This window comes from Alteraurantiacibacter buctensis (genome assembly GCF_009827655.1).
GTDB lineage: Bacteria > Pseudomonadota > Alphaproteobacteria > Sphingomonadales > Sphingomonadaceae > Alteraurantiacibacter > Alteraurantiacibacter buctensis.
In genome coordinates, this window is the sequence record NZ_WTYV01000005.1 from 95,041 (window position 1) to 111,433 (window position 16,393).

Annotated in this window: 16 protein-coding genes; 11 read left to right on the forward strand and 5 right to left on the reverse strand. The window is 65.8% G+C overall.

What is annotated here, in order from left to right; genetic code table 11:
• Positions 1-13: 13 nt before the first annotated feature.
• Both GRI99_RS12565 and GRI99_RS12570 read left to right on the forward strand, forming a co-directional pair.
• Entirely contained in the window at positions 14-967 is a 954-nt protein-coding gene (locus tag GRI99_RS12565; protein ID WP_160772402.1) for a hypothetical protein, read from the forward strand.
• Positions 968-1,023: 56 nt separating this feature from the next.
• The gene (locus GRI99_RS12570) at positions 1,024-1,920 is read left to right on the forward strand and encodes a hydrogen peroxide-inducible genes activator (RefSeq protein ID WP_160772403.1); all 897 of its coding nucleotides are present in this window, start codon (positions 1,024-1,026) and stop codon (positions 1,918-1,920) included.
• Between the two features lie 314 nt (positions 1,921-2,234).
• On the opposite strand, the gene pgsA is transcribed toward GRI99_RS12570, so the two are convergent.
• Positions 2,235-2,828, reverse strand: a complete 594-nt coding sequence (pgsA, locus tag GRI99_RS12575; protein ID WP_160772404.1) for a CDP-diacylglycerol--glycerol-3-phosphate 3-phosphatidyltransferase — start codon at positions 2,826-2,828, stop codon at positions 2,235-2,237.
• 115 nt (positions 2,829-2,943) lie between these two features.
• Between pgsA and GRI99_RS12580 the strand changes: the two genes are divergently transcribed.
• Positions 2,944-4,269: an MFS transporter gene (locus GRI99_RS12580; protein ID WP_160772405.1), complete on the forward strand. Its 1,326-nt coding sequence runs from the start codon at positions 2,944-2,946 to the stop codon at positions 4,267-4,269.
• 1 nt (position 4,270) lies between these two features.
• On the opposite strand, the gene GRI99_RS12585 is transcribed toward GRI99_RS12580, so the two are convergent.
• Positions 4,271-4,471 carry a hypothetical protein gene (locus GRI99_RS12585; RefSeq protein WP_160772406.1) on the reverse strand — a complete coding sequence of 67 codons (201 nt, stop codon included), beginning with the start codon at positions 4,469-4,471 and terminating at the stop codon, positions 4,271-4,273.
• Positions 4,472-4,628: 157 nt separating this feature from the next.
• Here GRI99_RS12585 and GRI99_RS12590 point away from each other — a divergent pair, with 157 nt between their 5' ends.
• A complete protein-coding gene (locus GRI99_RS12590) occupies positions 4,629-6,281 on the forward strand; it encodes a thiamine pyrophosphate-binding protein (protein WP_160772407.1) in 1,653 nt (550 codons plus the stop codon).
• A 59-nt stretch (positions 6,282-6,340) separates the two neighbouring features.
• Here GRI99_RS12590 and GRI99_RS12595 read toward each other — a convergent pair whose 3' ends face one another.
• Both GRI99_RS12595 and GRI99_RS12600 read right to left on the reverse strand, forming a co-directional pair.
• Positions 6,341-6,511, reverse strand: a complete 171-nt coding sequence (locus GRI99_RS12595; protein WP_160772408.1) for a CsbD family protein — start codon at positions 6,509-6,511, stop codon at positions 6,341-6,343.
• An 81-nt stretch (positions 6,512-6,592) separates the two neighbouring features.
• Entirely contained in the window at positions 6,593-6,985 is a 393-nt protein-coding gene (locus tag GRI99_RS12600) for an EVE domain-containing protein (RefSeq protein WP_439098436.1), read from the reverse strand.
• 118 nt (positions 6,986-7,103) lie between these two features.
• Between GRI99_RS12600 and GRI99_RS12605 the strand changes: the two genes are divergently transcribed.
• From GRI99_RS12605 to GRI99_RS12635, 7 genes are all read left to right on the forward strand, one after another.
• The gene (locus GRI99_RS12605) at positions 7,104-8,792 is read left to right on the forward strand and encodes a putative bifunctional diguanylate cyclase/phosphodiesterase (protein ID WP_337192923.1); all 1,689 of its coding nucleotides are present in this window, start codon (positions 7,104-7,106) and stop codon (positions 8,790-8,792) included.
• Positions 8,793-8,839: 47 nt separating this feature from the next.
• Positions 8,840-9,658, forward strand: coding sequence for a diaminopimelate epimerase (gene dapF / locus GRI99_RS12610; protein ID WP_160772410.1), 819 nt, complete (start codon positions 8,840-8,842; stop codon positions 9,656-9,658).
• On the forward strand, positions 9,655-10,821 hold the full coding sequence (locus GRI99_RS12615; protein WP_160772411.1) for a MiaB/RimO family radical SAM methylthiotransferase: 1,167 nt from the start codon (positions 9,655-9,657) through the stop codon (positions 10,819-10,821). The genes dapF and GRI99_RS12615 overlap by 4 nt, the downstream gene beginning before the upstream one ends.
• The gene (ftsY, locus tag GRI99_RS12620; protein ID WP_160772412.1) at positions 10,818-11,741 is read left to right on the forward strand and encodes a signal recognition particle-docking protein FtsY; all 924 of its coding nucleotides are present in this window, start codon (positions 10,818-10,820) and stop codon (positions 11,739-11,741) included. The genes GRI99_RS12615 and ftsY overlap by 4 nt, the downstream gene beginning before the upstream one ends.
• Positions 11,741-12,400, forward strand: a complete 660-nt coding sequence (locus GRI99_RS12625; protein ID WP_160772413.1) for an inner membrane-spanning protein YciB — start codon at positions 11,741-11,743, stop codon at positions 12,398-12,400. Before ftsY ends, GRI99_RS12625 begins: the two co-directional genes overlap by 1 nt.
• Before the next feature lie 81 nt (positions 12,401-12,481).
• The gene (locus GRI99_RS12630; RefSeq protein WP_160772414.1) at positions 12,482-13,066 is read left to right on the forward strand and encodes a urate hydroxylase PuuD; all 585 of its coding nucleotides are present in this window, start codon (positions 12,482-12,484) and stop codon (positions 13,064-13,066) included.
• Between the two features lie 104 nt (positions 13,067-13,170).
• The gene (locus tag GRI99_RS12635) at positions 13,171-14,457 is read left to right on the forward strand and encodes an MgtC/SapB family protein (protein ID WP_160772415.1); all 1,287 of its coding nucleotides are present in this window, start codon (positions 13,171-13,173) and stop codon (positions 14,455-14,457) included.
• Here the strand turns inward: GRI99_RS12635 and GRI99_RS12640 are convergent.
• The gene (locus GRI99_RS12640; protein WP_160772416.1) at positions 14,454-16,361 is read right to left on the reverse strand and encodes a potassium transporter Kup; all 1,908 of its coding nucleotides are present in this window, start codon (positions 16,359-16,361) and stop codon (positions 14,454-14,456) included. The two genes, GRI99_RS12635 and GRI99_RS12640, sit on opposite strands and share 4 nt — an antisense overlap.
• Positions 16,362-16,393 lie beyond the last annotated feature (32 nt).

Sequence of the window (16,393 nt, forward strand, 5' to 3'; positions counted from 1 at the left end):
GGGGTACGCCTAAATGACCTATGCCTTGCATCGCCGTGACCTGTTCAAGCTGGCCGGGGCCGGTGGCCTGCTGCTGACACCTGCTGCCCGCCTGCTGGCGCAGAATCCGATGCCCGATGTGCGGATCGAACTGAACATGTCCGGCGCCAAGCGCGCCTTCACCAAGCACCCCAAGGCGGCCATCCTGTCCTATCCGATCCGTTACATCATGGCGGCAGAGGGCAACGGCGGCGGCCGGGTGGGCATTTTCCTCACCCTGCGCGGCCCGACCGAGGCGGACATGGCGCAAATGGCCGGGGAAGCCCGCGCCGACCTGGCCCAGCGGCTGGAAGCCATCGGCCTGCCGGTGATGCCCCAGGCCGACATGCTGGCCAACCCTGCCGTCGCGGGCCTGGACTGGGGCCAGCCGCATTGGGACGAAGGCACGCCCGATCCCATGGGCCGGCGCATCTGGTACAACACCGCCGGGCCGGGGGAGCGGGTGATCAATCGCTGGGGCTCCACCAATGGCAGCGCGGAAATGGGCATCAACAACCGCATGGCCGCGCCCAGCCGCGCGCTGGATGCGGTCATCATCATTCCCAGCATGTTCCTGGAGTTCTCGACCCTTTCGGGCGACAGCCGCTCTGGCAGCCAGGGTTCCACAAGCTGGGTGGGCGGCGATATCTCGTTCGGTTTCAAGCCGTTCTCGTGGACCTATTACATGGCCGGCGGCCAGCGCAGCATCGAGATGCTGGGTGGCACCGTCAGCCCGCGCGGGCGCGGCCTGATCTCGGCCCAGCCGCTGCCCGGCACGATCAACAACAGCGTGGGCGCGCCTTCGGCAGACATGACCGAGCGGCTGGGCCGCGCGCGGATTGACGAATTCGCGGTGGACATGGGGGCCTGGCGCGAATGGATGCGGGCCGCCTATCGCGGCTACAACACCGCCCTGACCGCCGAAATTGCCGAGGCCCGATCCGGTTAGGCAGGCGCGACAGCGGTATTGGCCAAGCGGCGCGGCCATGCGATAGCTTGCGGGCAATGAGCATCTACCTGCCCACCATCAAGCAGTTGCAGTATCTTGTGGCCCTGCACGAACAGGGCCACTTCGGCCGCGCCGCCGATGCCAGCAACGTGTCGCAAAGCACCCTTTCCGCCGGGATTCGCGAGTTGGAGAGCCTGTTGGGCGTGACGCTGGTGGAACGCAGCCGCCGCGTGGTGCGCTTTACCCCGCTGGGCAACCAGGTGGTGGCCAAGGCCCATCGCCTGCTGCGCGAGGCGGAGGAGCTGGCCGACCTGGTGCAGGCCGCCGGCAAGCCGCTATCGGGCGAATTGCGCATGAGCGTGATCCCCACCATCGCGCCATTCTTCCTCCCCCGCATCCTGCCGCGCCTGCGTGCGGAGCGCCCGCAACTGAAGCTGTTCCTGCGCGAGGAGACGAGCGAGCACGCGGTCGAATCGCTCCACCACGGCCGCGCCGATTGCGTGCTGCTGGCCCTGCCCTTCGCCACAGGAGACGTGGAGAAGGAGACGATCTGCCATGACCGGCTCTATGTCGCCTTCCCCAAGGATGACCCGCGCGATCCGCCGGCCGAAGTCAGCGCCATGATGATCGACGAGGCGCGCCTGCTGCTGCTGGAAGACGGGCACTGCCTGAAGGAACACGCCCTCGCCGCCTGCAACCGCCCGGAAATGCGCGCCAGTGCCACGATGATCGGCACTTCGCTGCACACGCTGGTGCAGATGGTCGATAACGGCCTCGGCCTGACCATGCTGCCCGAAATGGCCATCGAGGCGGGGATTCTGCACGAAACGCAGGTGGTTGCCCGACCCCTGAAAGCGCGCAACGCCAGCCGCGAGATTGCGCTGATCTGGCGGGCGAACTCGCCGCGGGCGGAGGAGTTCCGGTTGTTGGCGGAGGAGTTGAAGGCGGGTTAAGTGATAGGTATCGCTAGGAGCACGCAGTAATGAGAATCGCAGCGCTAACACTCTTTGCGCTTGCAGCTTGTGACAGTCGCCCCGCTCAATGGGACGCTTTCATTTATACAGGCGAAGATCTCCTAACTAATGAGACGATACGCGGCTTCAAGACATTCGAACTGTGCCAGCAAGCTGCGATTGATCGCCTTCGGTCCGAACGCCCCGACGGCGGTGGTGATTACGAGTGCGGATACAAGTGTGAGCCGTCCGGCTATGGGGGCAACATTTGCGAGGAGACGCGCAAGTAAACCTGACGCTTGTCCGCAAAGTCCTCAATCCATGTGCTTCAATCCAACCCGCAGGTAATCCCACCCGGTAATCACCGTCAGCACCGCCGCCGCCCACAGCGTGGTCAGGCCCACGGTGTGCGGCAGGTTGATCAATTGACCGCCAACCTCGACCACCCAGCCCGGCAGCCCCTGCCCCAGGATCAGCGCGCCGAGAGAGACGAGCTGGAACGTGGTCTTCCACTTGGCGAGCTTGCTCACCGGCACGCTCACCTGCAGCGGACCCAGGAATTCGCGCAGGCCCGATACGGCAATCTCGCGGATCACGATGATCATGCCGGCGATCACGTGGGCATCGCCCACATAGGGCCCGCGCAGCACGCCCATGGCGGCCAGCACCAGAATCACACTGACCACCATGATCTTGTCGGCAATCGGGTCAAGGAACTGGCCCAGCTTGCTCACTGCCCCGCTGGACCGCGCCAGGTAGCCGTCAAAATAGTCGGTAAAGCCCATCAGGCAGTAGAGCACGAAGGCCCACAGGTATCCGGTTTGCCACCCGGGCCACCACAGCAGCGCGGCCAGCAGGGGGATCATCGCAATGCGCGACAGCGTCAGGATGTTGGGCAGGGACAGCATCGGCGACCGGCTTAGCCGCAACTCGCCGCAGGAAAAAGCACCTGTTGTTTGTTTGTCATGGTTTTGCGGCTAAGGCAGCCGCACCGGAGCAGGCAGAGGGTCCGCAGAAAGCCACATGTTCACGTCCACCCACCTGCTGCGCGACCGGCGCTTTGCGCCGCTGTTCGCCACCCAGTTGCTCAACGCCTTCAACGACAACCTGTACAAGAACGCCATGGTGCTGTTCGTGGTGTACCAGGTGTACAACTCGCCGGCGGCGGAAACCGTGTTCAGCGGCGTGGCCAGCGCGGTGTTCATCCTGCCCTTCTTCCTGTTCTCGGCGCTGGCGGGGCAATTGGCCGACATGCGCGACAAGGCGGTGATCATCCGCACCGTGAAGGCGGCGGAAATCGCCATCATGAGCGTGGGTGCCGTGGGCCTCACGCTCGCCTGGCTGGGCATGTTGACCGAAGTGCTGGCCATCCCGCTGATGATGCTGGCGCTGCTGGCGATGGGCGTCCACTCCACCTTTTTCGGCCCGATCAAGTACGCCATCCTGCCGCAGCACCTGAAGAAGGACGAGGTGCTGGCCGGCACCGGGCTGGTGGAGGCAGGCACCTATCTGGCCATCATGGGCGGCACGATCCTGGCGGGATTCCTGGACGAGGAGGTGGCCGCGGTGCTGATCATCCTGGTGGCGCTGGTCGGCTATTTCACCAGCCGCTACGTGCCCACCGCCCCGCCCTATCACGCCAACCAGGTGATCGATCGCAACGTGATCCGTTCGTCCATCCGGCTGATCGGCAACACGGTCCACAACCGCGAGGTGTTCTACGCCATCCTGGCGATCAGCTTCTTCTGGACCATCGGCGCGGTGCTGTTCATCCAGTTCCCGCCGCTGGCCAAGAACGTGCTGATGGCATCGAAGGAAGTGGCCAGCCTGTTCCTGGTGGTGTTCTCCATCGGTGTCGCCATCGGCTCGGTGGCGGTCAACATGCTGCTGAAGGGCACCGTATCGGCCCGCTATTCGCCCGTGTCGGTGATCTTCATGGGCGTGTTCGTGGCGGCCTTCTATGTCGTCTGTCACAACTGGACCAACCACGTGCCCGAAGGCGAGCTGCTGGACGTGGCCGGGTTCCTGGCAGAGCCGCTGGCCCCGCTGGTGATGGGCACTCTGTTGCTGATCGCGATTGCGGGCGGCATGTTCGTGGTGCCGCTCTATGCCTTCCTTACTACCAAGGTGGACCCCAGCGAGGCAAGCCGCGCGGTGGCGGCCAACAACATCGTCAACTCGGGCGCGATGGTCTTCGGCTCGCTGCTGGCACTGGGCCTCAGCGCGGCAGGCGTGCCGCTGGTGGAGCAACTGCTGCTGAGCGCCGCGATGTGCGGCATTTCGGCCTGGCTGGGCCACCTGCTGGTGCGGGCCGAGCGGCATGCCGCCGCCCAGGCAGCCGCCGCCTAGATCAGGCGAAGAACAGCGTGGTGGCCAGGAAACCCGCGCTGTAGCTGCAGGCAAGCTGCTTCAGGTCCGTTGCATCCAGCCCGAAGTTCAACCGCCAAGAACGCTTGTTCTCCACCTCGTCCAGCACGCGCGACGACATGGGCAGCATGGCCCGGAAGGGATGGCGGGCCGATTCATCGGTCAGGACAAGTGCTCTTCTCATGGACCCCTCTGCGAACGGTTGTTCTTCGCTTGAAAGCCTCGTTAACGGAAAAGTAACCATTGCGAAGGGGGGCCGTTCCCGCTGTCCCCGGACGAAACAGTTATCGTCCCAAGTCGGGCCATTGCCGCCCGCTCCGGGTGCGGCTAGGAACGGTTGCATGAGTAACCAAGCTGCCGCTCTGCTGGTCGATTGCCTGGAAGCCCAGGGGTGTGACCGCATCTTCACCGTGCCGGGGGAAAGCTTCCTGCCCGTGCTGGATGCCCTGCGCGACCGCACGGCGATCCAGACCGTGACCTGCCGGCAGGAAGGCGGGGTCACCTTCATGGCCTGTGCGGATGGGGCGATGACCGGGCGGCCCGGCGTGGCTTTCGTCACCCGCGGCCCCGGCGCCACCAATGCCAGCATCGGCGTGCACGTGGCGCACCAGGATTCGCAGCCCTTGGTGCTGTTCATCGGTGACGTGGGCCGCGAAATGCGCGACCGCGAGGGTTTCCAGGAAATCGACTTTCCGGCCTTCTTCGGCCCCATCTGCAAGTGGGCCGCGCGGATCGACCGGGCCGATCGCATTCCTGAATATATTGCCCGCGCCTTTGCCGTGGCGATGAGCGGGCGGCCAGGCCCCGTGGTCCTCGCCCTGCCCGAGGACATGCTGCACGAGGACGGGATCGAGGCGGCGGTCCGCCCGATGGTCCACCGCCCGGCCCAGCCCCCCTGCCCCGATGCGCTGGAAGCCATGATGGCCCTGCTGGCCGATGCTGCCGCGCCCGTGGCGATCATCGGCGGTGCCGGCTGGCACGAGAAGGCACGCACCTGGTTCACCCAGTTTGCCGAGCGGCTGGGCATTCCCGTGGCCACGGCTTTCCGGCGCCAGGATGCCATACCCCCGTCAAGCCCCGTCTATGCGGGCAACCTTGGCTATGGCCCTAATCCGCAACTGGTGGAGCGGGTCAAGGCGGCCGACGTGCTGCTGGTGGTGGGCGCGCGGCTGGGCGAGGCTACTACCGACGGCTACACCCTGATCACCCCCGATCATCCCGGCCAGGTGTTGATCCACGTCCACCCCGATGCCGACGAGTTGAACAGCGTCTATCGCGCCGACCTGGCGATCTGCGCCGATCCGGACGAGTTTGCGGAAAGCGCCGCGCTATGGGACGATCACGGCATCATCTCGTTCGATGCGGGGGCGCAGGCCCATGCCCAGTGGCTGGCCTGGTCAACCCCGCGCGCGGCGGATTTCACGCTGGACCTGGGCCAGGCGATGGCCCGGGTGCGCGAGGTCGTCCCGCCCGATGCCATCATCTGCAACGGCGCGGGCAACTTTGCCGGCTGGTGGCACCGCTTCTGGCATTACCACGGCAGCCCCGGCCAACTTGCCCCCACCTGCGGGGCCATGGGCTATGGCGTGCCCGCCGCCGTGGCCGCGGCGCTGCGCTTCCCGGACCGCTGCGTGATCGCGGCGGCGGGTGACGGCGATTTCATGATGAACGCGCAGGAACTGGCCACGGCCGTGCAATTCGGCGCCAGCGTGCTGGTGATCCTGTTCGACAATGCCGCCTACGGCACGATTCGCATGCACCAGGAGCGGGAGTTTCCCGCCCGCATCGCCTCCACTGATCTGCTCAATCCGGACTTCGCCGCCATGGTGCGGAGCATGGGCGGCCAGGGATGGCGCGTTGAAAGCACGGCCGATTTCGCGGCTGCACTGGACGAGGCCCTCCCACAGAAGGGCGTGCGCCTGATTCATTGCATCACCGACATCGAGCAGTTGAGCGCGGGCGGGGCCACGGTCAGCGGCCTGCGTCAGCGCTGAATACGAAAAGGGCCACCCGCGCGGATGGCCCTTTGCGTTTTCTGTTAGGGGTCCGGCGATCAGATCTTGTCGCCAAAAGCGCCCTTGACCGAGCCCTTCAGCTGCTGGGCTTCGCCCTTGTGCTCCTGCGCTTCACCGGCGGCACGGGTCTGCGGATTGCTCGACGCCTGCTTGACGTTGCCGATTGCTTCGTTGGCCAGGCCCTTGGCCTTGTCGGTCAGCTCACCCATCGTTTTTCTCCTGCTTCGGGACCGGCGGGATAACCGGCCCTTCCCCCGATCAATGGCCGGGAGAGTGGCCGGTTCCCGCCTTTAAGCTGCCGCAATTGCACAGATATGTGCCCACTCTGCCGGGGTGATCTCCGCCACCGACAGGCGGGACAGGCGGACAAGCTGGATGCCTGCCAGCGCCGGATCGGCCTTTATCTCGGCCAGGGTCACAGGCCGCTCCAGCGCGCGAACCGGCTTGACGTAAACCGTAGCCCACTTGCCCTCGGGGTCGGTCGGATCGGTCAGCCCGGCCCGGGTCACGTCCATTATCCCCGTGATCTGCTTCTCGCTGACCGAGTGATAGAGGAATGCCTGGTCGCCCACCTCCATCGCCCGCAGGTTCATCGCCGCCAAATGGTTGCGCACCCCGTCCCACACCGTCTCGCCATCGCGAACCAGTTGCTCCCAGCCGTACTTTTCCGGCTCCGATTTCATCAACCAAAAGCGCGCCATCGCCGTCCCCTGTCCCTCTAAAACCCGCTTAACCAAAAATTGAACATGGTTTTGCATAAGGAGGCAGGAGTTCGAAGGACAAGGCGCATTGCCGAAAATTGTGGACGATAAGGCCGAGGGGGCCACGGGCGAGACGGATCGCAAGCTGGGCAATGCCGAGCGCGATATCCTCATGCTTTCGATCGTCTTCGCCGCCATCATCCTGTTTGTCGGCACCGGCGGCACGGCCTTGCGCCAGGTGGTCAACTCGTGGTTCAACGGCGGCGATGCCCCGGGCGACGCCCTGAGCAATGCCGTCCTGCTCAACATCGCCCTGCTGATTTTCGGCTGGCGGCGCTATCGCGAATTGCAGCAGGAAGTGGCCGAGCGCCGGCGGGCCGAGCAACTGGCGCGGCACCTGGCCGAAACCGATGCCCTGACAGGATGCCTTAACCGGCGCAGCAGCACCAAGGCGCTGGATGCCATGCTGAACCGCGCTCGCGAGTCCGGGCAACAGGTCTGCGTGTTCATGATCGACCTGGACAACTTCAAGCAGATCAATGACATGAATGGCCATCAGACCGGTGACCGCGTGCTCAAGACGATTTCGGAGCGGCTGCGGGCCAACCTTCCGACCGATGCCTTGCTGGCGCGCATCGGCGGCGACGAATTCGCCTGCGCGCTGCCCCACAAGCACGATCAGGCGATGAAGATGGATGCCCTGGGCACCAGCCTGATCGAGGCGATCGGCGCACCCATCCCGCTGGACCCCGTGAAGATCGAGGCAACCGTGTCAATCGGCCTTGCCTCCACCGGGCAGGAACTGGCCACCGAGGAGATCACCCTCGACGCGGAAACCATGCTGCATCGCGCCGACATAGCGATGTACCAGGCCAAGAAAACCGGCCGCAACCGCCACTGCTGGTTCGAACTGCACTTCGAGGACGAGCTGCGCTTCCGCAACCAGCTGGAAAACGCCATCCGCCAGGGCATCCCGGCGGGCGAGTTCGTGCCCTATTACGAACAGCAAATTGACCTGAGGACCGGGCAACTGACCGGCTTCGAAATGCTGGCGCGCTGGAATTCGCCGCGCTTCGGACTAGTTTCGCCCGAGGTGTTCATTCCCATCGCGGAAGACATCGAACTGATTTCCGACCTGTCGGAGGCCCTTATCAGGCAGGCGCTGGTCGACGCGCGCGACTGGCATCCCAGCCTGACCTTGTCGGTCAACATCTCGCCGATCCAGTTGCGCGACCCGTGGTTTGCCCAGCGGCTGCTGCGGCTGCTGGTGGAAAGCGGCTTCCCCTCCCGTCGGCTGGAAATCGAGATCACCGAAAGCTGCCTGCACGACAATATCGGCGCGGTGCGCACGATGATCAGCAGCCTCAGGAACCAGGGCATCCGCGTGAGCCTCGACGATTTCGGCACCGGCTATTCCAGCCTTGCGCAACTGCGCAGCCTGCCATTCGACCGGCTGAAGATCGACCGCAGCTTCGTGACGGAGATGACCCGCGATGGCGGCAACAGCGAACTGGTGCGGGCGATCATCTCGCTTGGCCGGGGCCTGTCGATGCCGGTCACCGCCGAAGGGATCGAGGACATGGAGATCCTGGAGGCCCTGCAGGAAATGGGTCACCTGAAAGGCCAGGGCTACCTGTATGGTCGCCCCGAAGACGCCGAGGCCACGCGCCAGCGCCTGGCCGAGATGAAGCTGCTGGCGGAAGCCGCGCCGCCGCTCCCGGTGGCTGTTGCAGGTGCCGGCACAGCTGTCGAAGAGCGCGCCATGACCGCTTCCCGCCAGGCCGGCTGAACCCTGCCATCCTTGCCAGTGCCGCGCACAAGCCCTAACTGGCGGGCATGCGCGTTCCCTTCATCAAGATGCACGGCCTGGGCAACGATTTCGTCGTGCTCGATGCGCGTAACGACCCGCTGCCCGCAGCCATGACCGCCGCCCGCGCCGCAGCCCTGGCGGACCGGCATACCGGCATCGGCTGTGACCAGCTGATCGTGCTTGCCCCCGCCGGGGATGCCGGCGCAGACCTTGCCATGCGCATCTACAACCAGGATGGCGGCGAAGTGGAAGCCTGCGGCAATGCCACCCGTGCAGTGGGCTTGCTGGCCGGCGGCAATGCCCGCATCGCCACGGCGGCGGGCGTGCTGGTGACCACGGGCAACGCCCAGGGCATTGCCGTGGACATGGGTGAGCCGCGCCTGGGGTGGGAGCAGATCCCGCTGGCCTACGCGATGGATACCCTCGCCATGCCGGTGGGCTGGGACGGGCTGGAGCAGCCGGTGGCAGTGAACGTGGGCAACCCCCACGCGGTGTTCTTCGTCCCCGATTGCAATGCCGTGCCGCTGGACGTGCTGGGGCCGCAGATCGAGCATGATCCGCTGTTCCCCGCCCGCGTGAACGTCAACATTGCCACGGTGGTGGACCGCCAGACGATCCGCCTGCGCGTGTGGGAACGCGGCGCCGGCCTCACCCGCGCCTGTGGCACCGGGGCCTGCGCCACCGCAGTTGCCGCCATGCGCCGGGGCCTGGTGGAGCGCGAAGTGACCGTGCACCTGCCCGGCGGCGCGCTGCTGATCGGCTGGGGCGCGGACAACCGCATCACCATGACCGGCCCCGCCACCGAGAGCTTTCGTGGCACTTTTGCCTGGGAGGATTACGGTTGAGCGCCCAGCCCGAGGTGATCTCGCTGGGATGCCGCCTGAACCTGTCCGAAGGCGAGCGCATCCGCGCCCTGCTGGGGGGGGAGGATGTGGTGGTCATCAATTCCTGCGCGGTCACCAGCGAAGCTGTGCGCCAGACCCGCCAGGCCATCCGCCGTGCCCGCCGCGAGCGACCGGACGCGCGCCTGCTGGTCACCGGCTGCGCCGCCGAGGTGGAGCGCGATGCCCTGTCCGCCATGTCCGAGGTTGACGGCCTGGTGGCCAATGCCGCCAAGCTGGATGCGCGGGCCTGGAACGTGGCAGAGCCCGCGGACCCCGCCCCACGCCAGCACACCCGTGCCTTCATCGCCGTGCAGACCGGGTGCGATCATGCCTGCACGTTCTGCGTGATCCCGCAGGGGCGCGGCCCCAGCCGCTCGCTGCCGGTGGCGCAGGTGCTCGCCGAGATCGCCCGCTGCCCTGCCCCGGAGGTGGTGCTGACCGGGGTGGACCTGACAAGCTGGGGGCACGACCTGCCGGGCGCGCCGCGACTGGGTGACCTGGTAGCCGCCGTGCTGCGCGCCTTCCCCGATCTCCCCCGCCTGCGGCTCTCCTCGCTGGACGGGGTGGAGATCGATCCTCTGCTGTTCGACCTGCTGGCTTGTGAGCCGCGCGTGATGCCGCATGTCCACCTGTCCTTGCAGCACGGGCATGACCTGATCCTCAAGCGCATGAAACGCCGCCATAGCCGTGCCGATGTGGTGGACCTGGTGGGACGGCTGCAGGCGCTGCGCCCCGATGTGGCGCTTGGCGCGGACCTGATCGCCGGTTTCCCGACCGAGAGTGAGGAGCACCACGCAGCCAATCTGTCGCTGATCGAGCAGCTGCAACTGGCCCACCTGCACGTGTTTCCCTATTCCCCCCGCCCCGGCACTCCGGCCGCGCGGATGCCGCAGGTCGATCCCGTTGTTGTCCGCCGGCGGGCCGCAGAACTGCGGACGGCAGGCGCGCGGGTGCGGCAGGGCTGGATGACATCGCTGGTGGGCCGGCCGCTTGATGTCCTCACCGAAAGCGATGGCACCGGCTATTGCCCGCACTTCGCCCGCGTGGCAGTGCCCACGGGAACGCCGCGCGGCACCCTGGTCCGCGTGGTGCCCAGCGAATGCAAGGAAGGCCTGCTGCAATGAGCGAGAAAAGCTGGACCGAGCGGCTGTTCGGCGGCTTCCGCAAGACCTCCGAACGGCTGGCCGAGAACCTGACCGCCGTGGTCGCCACGGCCAAGCTGGACGATGCCACGCTGGACGAGGTCGAGGACGCGCTGATCATGTCCGACCTCGGCCCGCGCGCCGCCCGCCGCATCCGCACGCGGCTGGCCGAAAAGCGCTTTGGCCTGGCGATGACCGCGCAGGAGCTGAAGGAAGCCGTGGCCGAGGAGATTGCCGAGATCCTGCGCCCGGTGGCCAGGCCGCTGGAGATCACCGCCTTCCCGCGCCCACAGGTGCTGCTGGTGATCGGCGTCAACGGATCGGGCAAGACCACCACCATCGCCAAGCTGGCCCACCTGTTCCAGGAGGACGACTATGGCGTGCTGCTGGCGGCGGGTGACACCTTCCGAGCAGCCGCCATCGGCCAGCTCAAGGTCTGGGCCGACCGGCTGGGCGTGCCCATCGTCACCGGCCCCGAAGGCGGCGATCCGGCCTCCATCGTGTTCGACGCGGTGAAGCAGGCGACCGCCACGGGCACCGACGTGCTGGTGGTCGACACCGCCGGCCGCCTGCAGAACAAACGCGAACTGATGGACGAGCTGGCCAAGATCCGCCGCGTGCTGGGCCGCCTCAACCCTGATGCCCCGCACGATGTGGTGCTGGTGCTGGATGCCACCAATGGCCAGAATGCTCTGGCCCAGATCGACGTGTTCAAGGAAGTGGCCGGCGTGACCGGGCTGATCATGACCAAGCTGGACGGCACCGCACGCGGCGGCGTGCTGGTGGCGGCAGCCGAGCAGTACGGCCTGCCGATCCATGCCATCGGCGTGGGCGAGAAGATTGACGACCTGCGCCCCTTCGATCCGGACCTCGTGGCGCGCGTAATTGCAGGAGTGGCGTGATGGCAGACCCGGCACAGGCTCCGGCGAAGAAGGCCAAGACCGGCTGGCTCAACGTGGTCATCGACTATGGCCCGCTGCTGGTGTTCTTCCTCACCTATAAATACTTCGCGCCGGACGAGGCCGATGCGGCGGGCGAAATCCTGGCCGTGATCCGCGGTACCGGGGCCTTTATCGTGGCTGCCGTGGTGGCCCTGGCTGCATCCAAGTGGCTGCTGGGCAAGGTCAGCCCGATGCTGTGGCTCAGTACCCTGCTGATCGTGGGCTTCGGCGCGCTGACGATCTATTTCCAGGACGAGCGGTTCATCGAATGGAAGCCCACGGTGATCTACGTCGCCTTCGGCGTGCTGCTGCTGGGTGGTTACATGCGCGGCAAGCCGCTGCTGAAGTATCTGCTGGAAGCCGCCTTCGAAGGCCTGACCGAGCGCGGCTGGCTGCTGCTGAGCCGCAACTGGGGGGTGTTTTTCCTGGCCCTGGCCGTCCTCAACACGGTGCTGCTCTACACCCTCAGCTTTGAAAGCTGGCTGGCTGCCAAACTGTGGCTGTTCATGCCCCTCTCGTTCCTGTTCACATTCACCCAGATCCCCATGCTGCTGAAACACGGCCTGTCGCTGGACAAGGATGCCGATGCCGAGGTGATCGAGAACCCGCCCCACGAGTAGGCTATCAACAGCCCACTTGGCATCGCCCCCGCCTTGCGCTTACAACACGCGCAATAATGGTCGGACAAAGGGGGTCTCGATATGGCAAAGTTCTTCGGCAATCTGCACGCCGTGCTGGCGGGGGGGCTGATCGCGGCGATCGCGGTCATCGTTTCGTTTACCGGCTGGACCGGTGAAGGGGCCAAGGCGATCACGGATGACGTGTTCCGCTGGCTGCACGCGTTCTTCGGCATCCTGTGGATCGGTCTGCTCTATTATCTGAACTTCGTCCAGGTGCCGACCATGCCCAGCGTTCCGGCCGAACTGAAGAAGGGCGTGACCGGCTACATCGCGCCCAAGGTGTTCTTCTTCTTCCGCTGGGCCGCGCTGCTGACGGTGGTCACCGGCCTGGTGGTGGCGGCGCACAACGGCTACCTGGTCCCTGCCCTCACCTTCGCCGGCACCGGCGGCGTGGTGTTGATCGGCATCGGCATGTGGCTGGCGCTGATCATGGCCTTCAACGTGTGGTTCATCATTTGGCCTGCGCAGCAGAAGATCCTTGGCCTGGTGGAAGCGACCGACGAGGCGAAGGCCGCCGCCGCACCGCGCGCGCTGGCCGCCAGCCGCACCAACCTGCTGCTGAGCCTGCCGATGCTCTACTGCATGGTCAGCGCCAACCTGGGCTGACCGGGCCGCAAGGTTTGAAAAGGGCGCTCCTGGCTAGACCGGGGCGCCCTTTTTACTATCCGGTTTCCGTATCGCCCCACGCCCGGCTGGGTTATGCATAGGCCATGTTCGACGGCGCGGAATGGGCAGCACAGGCCAACCTGGCACTGCATTTGCTGGCTGCGCTGGCTGCCGGCCTGCTGATCGGTATCGAACGGGGCTGGCGCCAGCGCAGCGAAGTGGAAGGCGCACGGGTTGCCGGGGTGCGCACCTTTACCCTTATCGGCACTTGCGGGGGCCTTATCGGGATCGTCTCGCTGAACCTGTCTCCGGTGCTGGCGGCAATCCTGCTGGCTTGCCTGACAATCATGCTGATCGGAGCCTTTATCCGCCCTCGCGTCGGGCCGGTCAGCCGCGATGCGACGACCATGGTGGCAGGCTTCACCACGCTGTGCCTTGGCCTGCTGGCGGGTGGCGGAATGGCCGCCCTGGCCCTGGCAGGGGCGGCAGTAGCCACCCTGATCCTGGCCATGCGCCAGCCGATCCACGGGGCGCTTCGTAATCTGACCGAAGAGGAACTGCGCGCCATCGCCCGCTTCGCGGTTATTGCGGGGGCAGTCCTGCCGTTCCTGCCCGATGCCGATTACGGCCCCTATGGTGCCTGGAACCCGTTCCAGTTGTGGCTGGTCGTCGTGCTGGTGACCGGGTTTTCGGTTGCCGGCTACATCGCCAACCGGCTGTTCGGCCAGCAGCGCGGCACGCTGACGACGGCGGTGATCGGCGGCGCCTATTCATCCACAGCGGTCACTGCCGCGCTGGCCAGCCAGATCAAGGCCGGCGAACACGGCCACTATGCCACCGGCATCGCGCTGGCTTCTGCGGTGATGTACTGCCGTGTGGTGGCGCTGGCGGCAGTGCTGGCGCCAGGCCTGGTCCTGCCGCTAACCGCTCTCCTGGCCCCCGCTTCCCTGGTCATCGCCCTGGCCGCGGCCCTCATCTGGCGGCACGAAAGGGCCGATGAGGCGGCCGCGACCAGGCTTACGTCCAAACCGTTCGAACTGTTGCCGGCCCTCGGCTTCCTGATGGCCGTGGCCCTGGCAGCGCTGCTGGTACGCTGGGCGCAGGACCAGTTCGGTCAGCAGGGAGTGGCACTGTCGCTGTTCATTGCGGGCAGTTTCGATGTCGACGCGGCGATCGTTGCCTATTCGGCCCTGCCTGTGGATGCCGTATCCACGGCCATTGCCGCGCTGGCGCTGGCCGGAACCGTGGCCATCAACATGGCCTTCAAGGCGGGGATCGTGTTCGTCAACGCCGGCGCCCGTGCGGGCCGCCCTGCTCTGCTGGCGCTGCTGGCCAGCCTGCTGGTGCTGGTGCTGACGATCGGCCTGCGCGCGGTCAGCCTGTTCGGCTAGATTTCCACCTGGCTGCCCAGTTCCACCACGCGGTTGGTGGGCAGGTGGAAGAACTCCATCGGCGTGGCCGCGTTGCGCATCATCCAGCTGAACAGCTTCTCGCGCCAGATCGCCATACCTGGGCGTTCGCTGGGCAGCAGGGTCTGGCGGCTGAGGAAGAAGCTGGTCTGCATCATCTCGAACTTGCCGCCGCACAGCGTCATGTTTTCCAGCTCTGCCGCCACGTTGGTTTCTTCCATGAAGCCATAGTGCATGATCACGCGGTAGAAGCCCTCGCCGATCTCGCTCATCTCGAAGCGGGTGGCTGGATCGACATAGGGCACATCGGCAATGGCCACGGTCAGCACGATCACCCGCTCGTGCAGAACCTTGTTATGCTTGATGTTGTGCAGCAGCGCGGAAGGCGTGCCGCTGGCGCCGGAGTTCATGAAGATGGCCGTGCCGGGCACGCGCTTGGCGGAATTGTGCGCGCTCTTGGCGAAGATCTCCAGCGGAAGGCCGAACTCGGCCATGCTGGACCGCATCAGCGCCCGTCCGCGCGACCAGGTGGTCAGCAGCGTGAAGATGAAGAAACCGATCACCAGCGGCACCCATCCGCCCTGCGGTACCTTGATCAGGTTGGCCCCCAGATAGGCCATGTCCACCACTGCAAAGCCAATCACCAGCGGCAGGGCCTTCCACAGCGGCCACTTCCACAGCGTAATCAGCACGGCAGCCAGCAGCAGCGTATCGATGAACATCGCGCCGGTCACGGCGATGCCATAGGCCGCCGCCAGGTTGCTGGATGAACGGAAGAACAGGACGAGCAGGATCACGGCGACCATCAGGCCCCAGTTGATCGCAGGGATGTAGATCTGGCCGGCGGCGCTGGCGCTGGTGTGCTTGATCACCATGCGCGGCATGAAGCCTAGCTGGATCGCCTGCTGGGTAAGGCTGAAAGCCCCGCTGATCACTGCCTGGCTGGCAATCATGGTGGCGCATATGGCCAGGATGATTACCGGTATCCGCACCAGGTCGGGGATCATCAGGAAGAACGGGTCCTGGATCACCTCCGCCGCGTTCGTGTTCGGCGAAAGGACGAAGGCCCCCTGCCCCATGTAGTTGAGCATCAGGGCGGGCAGCACGAAGGCCATCCACGAGATGCCGATCGGCGCGCGGCCGAAGTGGCCCATATCGGCATAGAGCGCTTCCGCACCTGTCACTGCCAGCACCACGCTGCCCATGGCCACGAAAGCGCGCCAGCCGTCGATGTAGAAGAAGTTGACCGCATTGAGCGGGTTCAGCGTTTCCAGGATGATCCCCGGATTGCCGCTGAGGTGGTAGATGCCCAACACGGCCAGAGCCAGGAAATAGGCACACATGATCGGGCCGAAAAGGCCACCCACCCGCTCCGTTCCGCGCGCCTGGATGGCGAACAGGCCCAGCAGCAGGGCAATGGCCGTGGGTACGATGTACGGCTCGAACCCCGGCACGATATATTGCAGGCCCTCGGTGGCGGACAGCACCGACATGGCCGGCGTGATCATCGAATCGCCATAGAACAGTGCCGTGGCGAATACGCCCAGCAGCACCAGCACGGCGGTAAGGCGCACGTTGTCGGTCTTGCGGTTAAGCAGCGCCAGCAGCGCCAGGCTGCCGCCCTCGCCCTTGTTGTCGGCCTTCATGATGGTGAGCACGTACTTGAACGTCACCACCGCCATCATTGACCAGAACACCAGGCTCAGCACGCCGTGGATGTGATCGGGATCGACCAGGATGCCGGGCGCGCCATCGTGCGAGGCGAAGGTTTCGCGGAAGGCATAGAGCGGGCTGGTGCCGATATCGCCGAACACCACGCCCACGGCGCCCACGGCCAGCTTCAGCTTGGCAGCGGCAGTCTTGTCGGAAGTGGCCTGTGCACTCATCGGCTGTACTTGCCCCAGTTCCCCGGCGCCCC

Bases quoted from the DNA above. Each gene is read 5' to 3' on its own strand.
- GRI99_RS12565 (WP_160772402.1), top strand. From the start codon at position 14: ATGACCTATGCCTTGCATCGCCGTGACCTGTTCAAGCTGGCCGGGGCC.
- GRI99_RS12570 (WP_160772403.1), top strand. From the start codon at position 1,024: ATGAGCATCTACCTGCCCACCATCAAGCAGTTGCAGTATCTTGTGGCC.
- pgsA (WP_160772404.1), bottom strand. From the start codon at position 2,828: ATGCTGTCCCTGCCCAACATCCTGACGCTGTCGCGCATTGCGATGATC.
- GRI99_RS12580 (WP_160772405.1), top strand. From the start codon at position 2,944: ATGTTCACGTCCACCCACCTGCTGCGCGACCGGCGCTTTGCGCCGCTG.
- GRI99_RS12585 (WP_160772406.1), bottom strand. From the start codon at position 4,471: ATGAGAAGAGCACTTGTCCTGACCGATGAATCGGCCCGCCATCCCTTC.
- GRI99_RS12590 (WP_160772407.1), top strand. From the start codon at position 4,629: ATGAGTAACCAAGCTGCCGCTCTGCTGGTCGATTGCCTGGAAGCCCAG.
- GRI99_RS12595 (WP_160772408.1), bottom strand. From the start codon at position 6,511: ATGGGTGAGCTGACCGACAAGGCCAAGGGCCTGGCCAACGAAGCAATC.
- GRI99_RS12600 (WP_439098436.1), bottom strand. From the start codon at position 6,985: ATGAAATCGGAGCCGGAAAAGTACGGCTGGGAGCAACTGGTTCGCGAT.
- dapF (WP_160772410.1), top strand. From the start codon at position 8,840: ATGCGCGTTCCCTTCATCAAGATGCACGGCCTGGGCAACGATTTCGTC.
- ftsY (WP_160772412.1), top strand. From the start codon at position 10,818: ATGAGCGAGAAAAGCTGGACCGAGCGGCTGTTCGGCGGCTTCCGCAAG.
- GRI99_RS12625 (WP_160772413.1), top strand. From the start codon at position 11,741: ATGGCAGACCCGGCACAGGCTCCGGCGAAGAAGGCCAAGACCGGCTGG.
- GRI99_RS12630 (WP_160772414.1), top strand. From the start codon at position 12,482: ATGGCAAAGTTCTTCGGCAATCTGCACGCCGTGCTGGCGGGGGGGCTG.
- GRI99_RS12635 (WP_160772415.1), top strand. From the start codon at position 13,171: ATGTTCGACGGCGCGGAATGGGCAGCACAGGCCAACCTGGCACTGCAT.
- GRI99_RS12640 (WP_160772416.1), bottom strand. From the start codon at position 16,361: ATGAGTGCACAGGCCACTTCCGACAAGACTGCCGCTGCCAAGCTGAAG.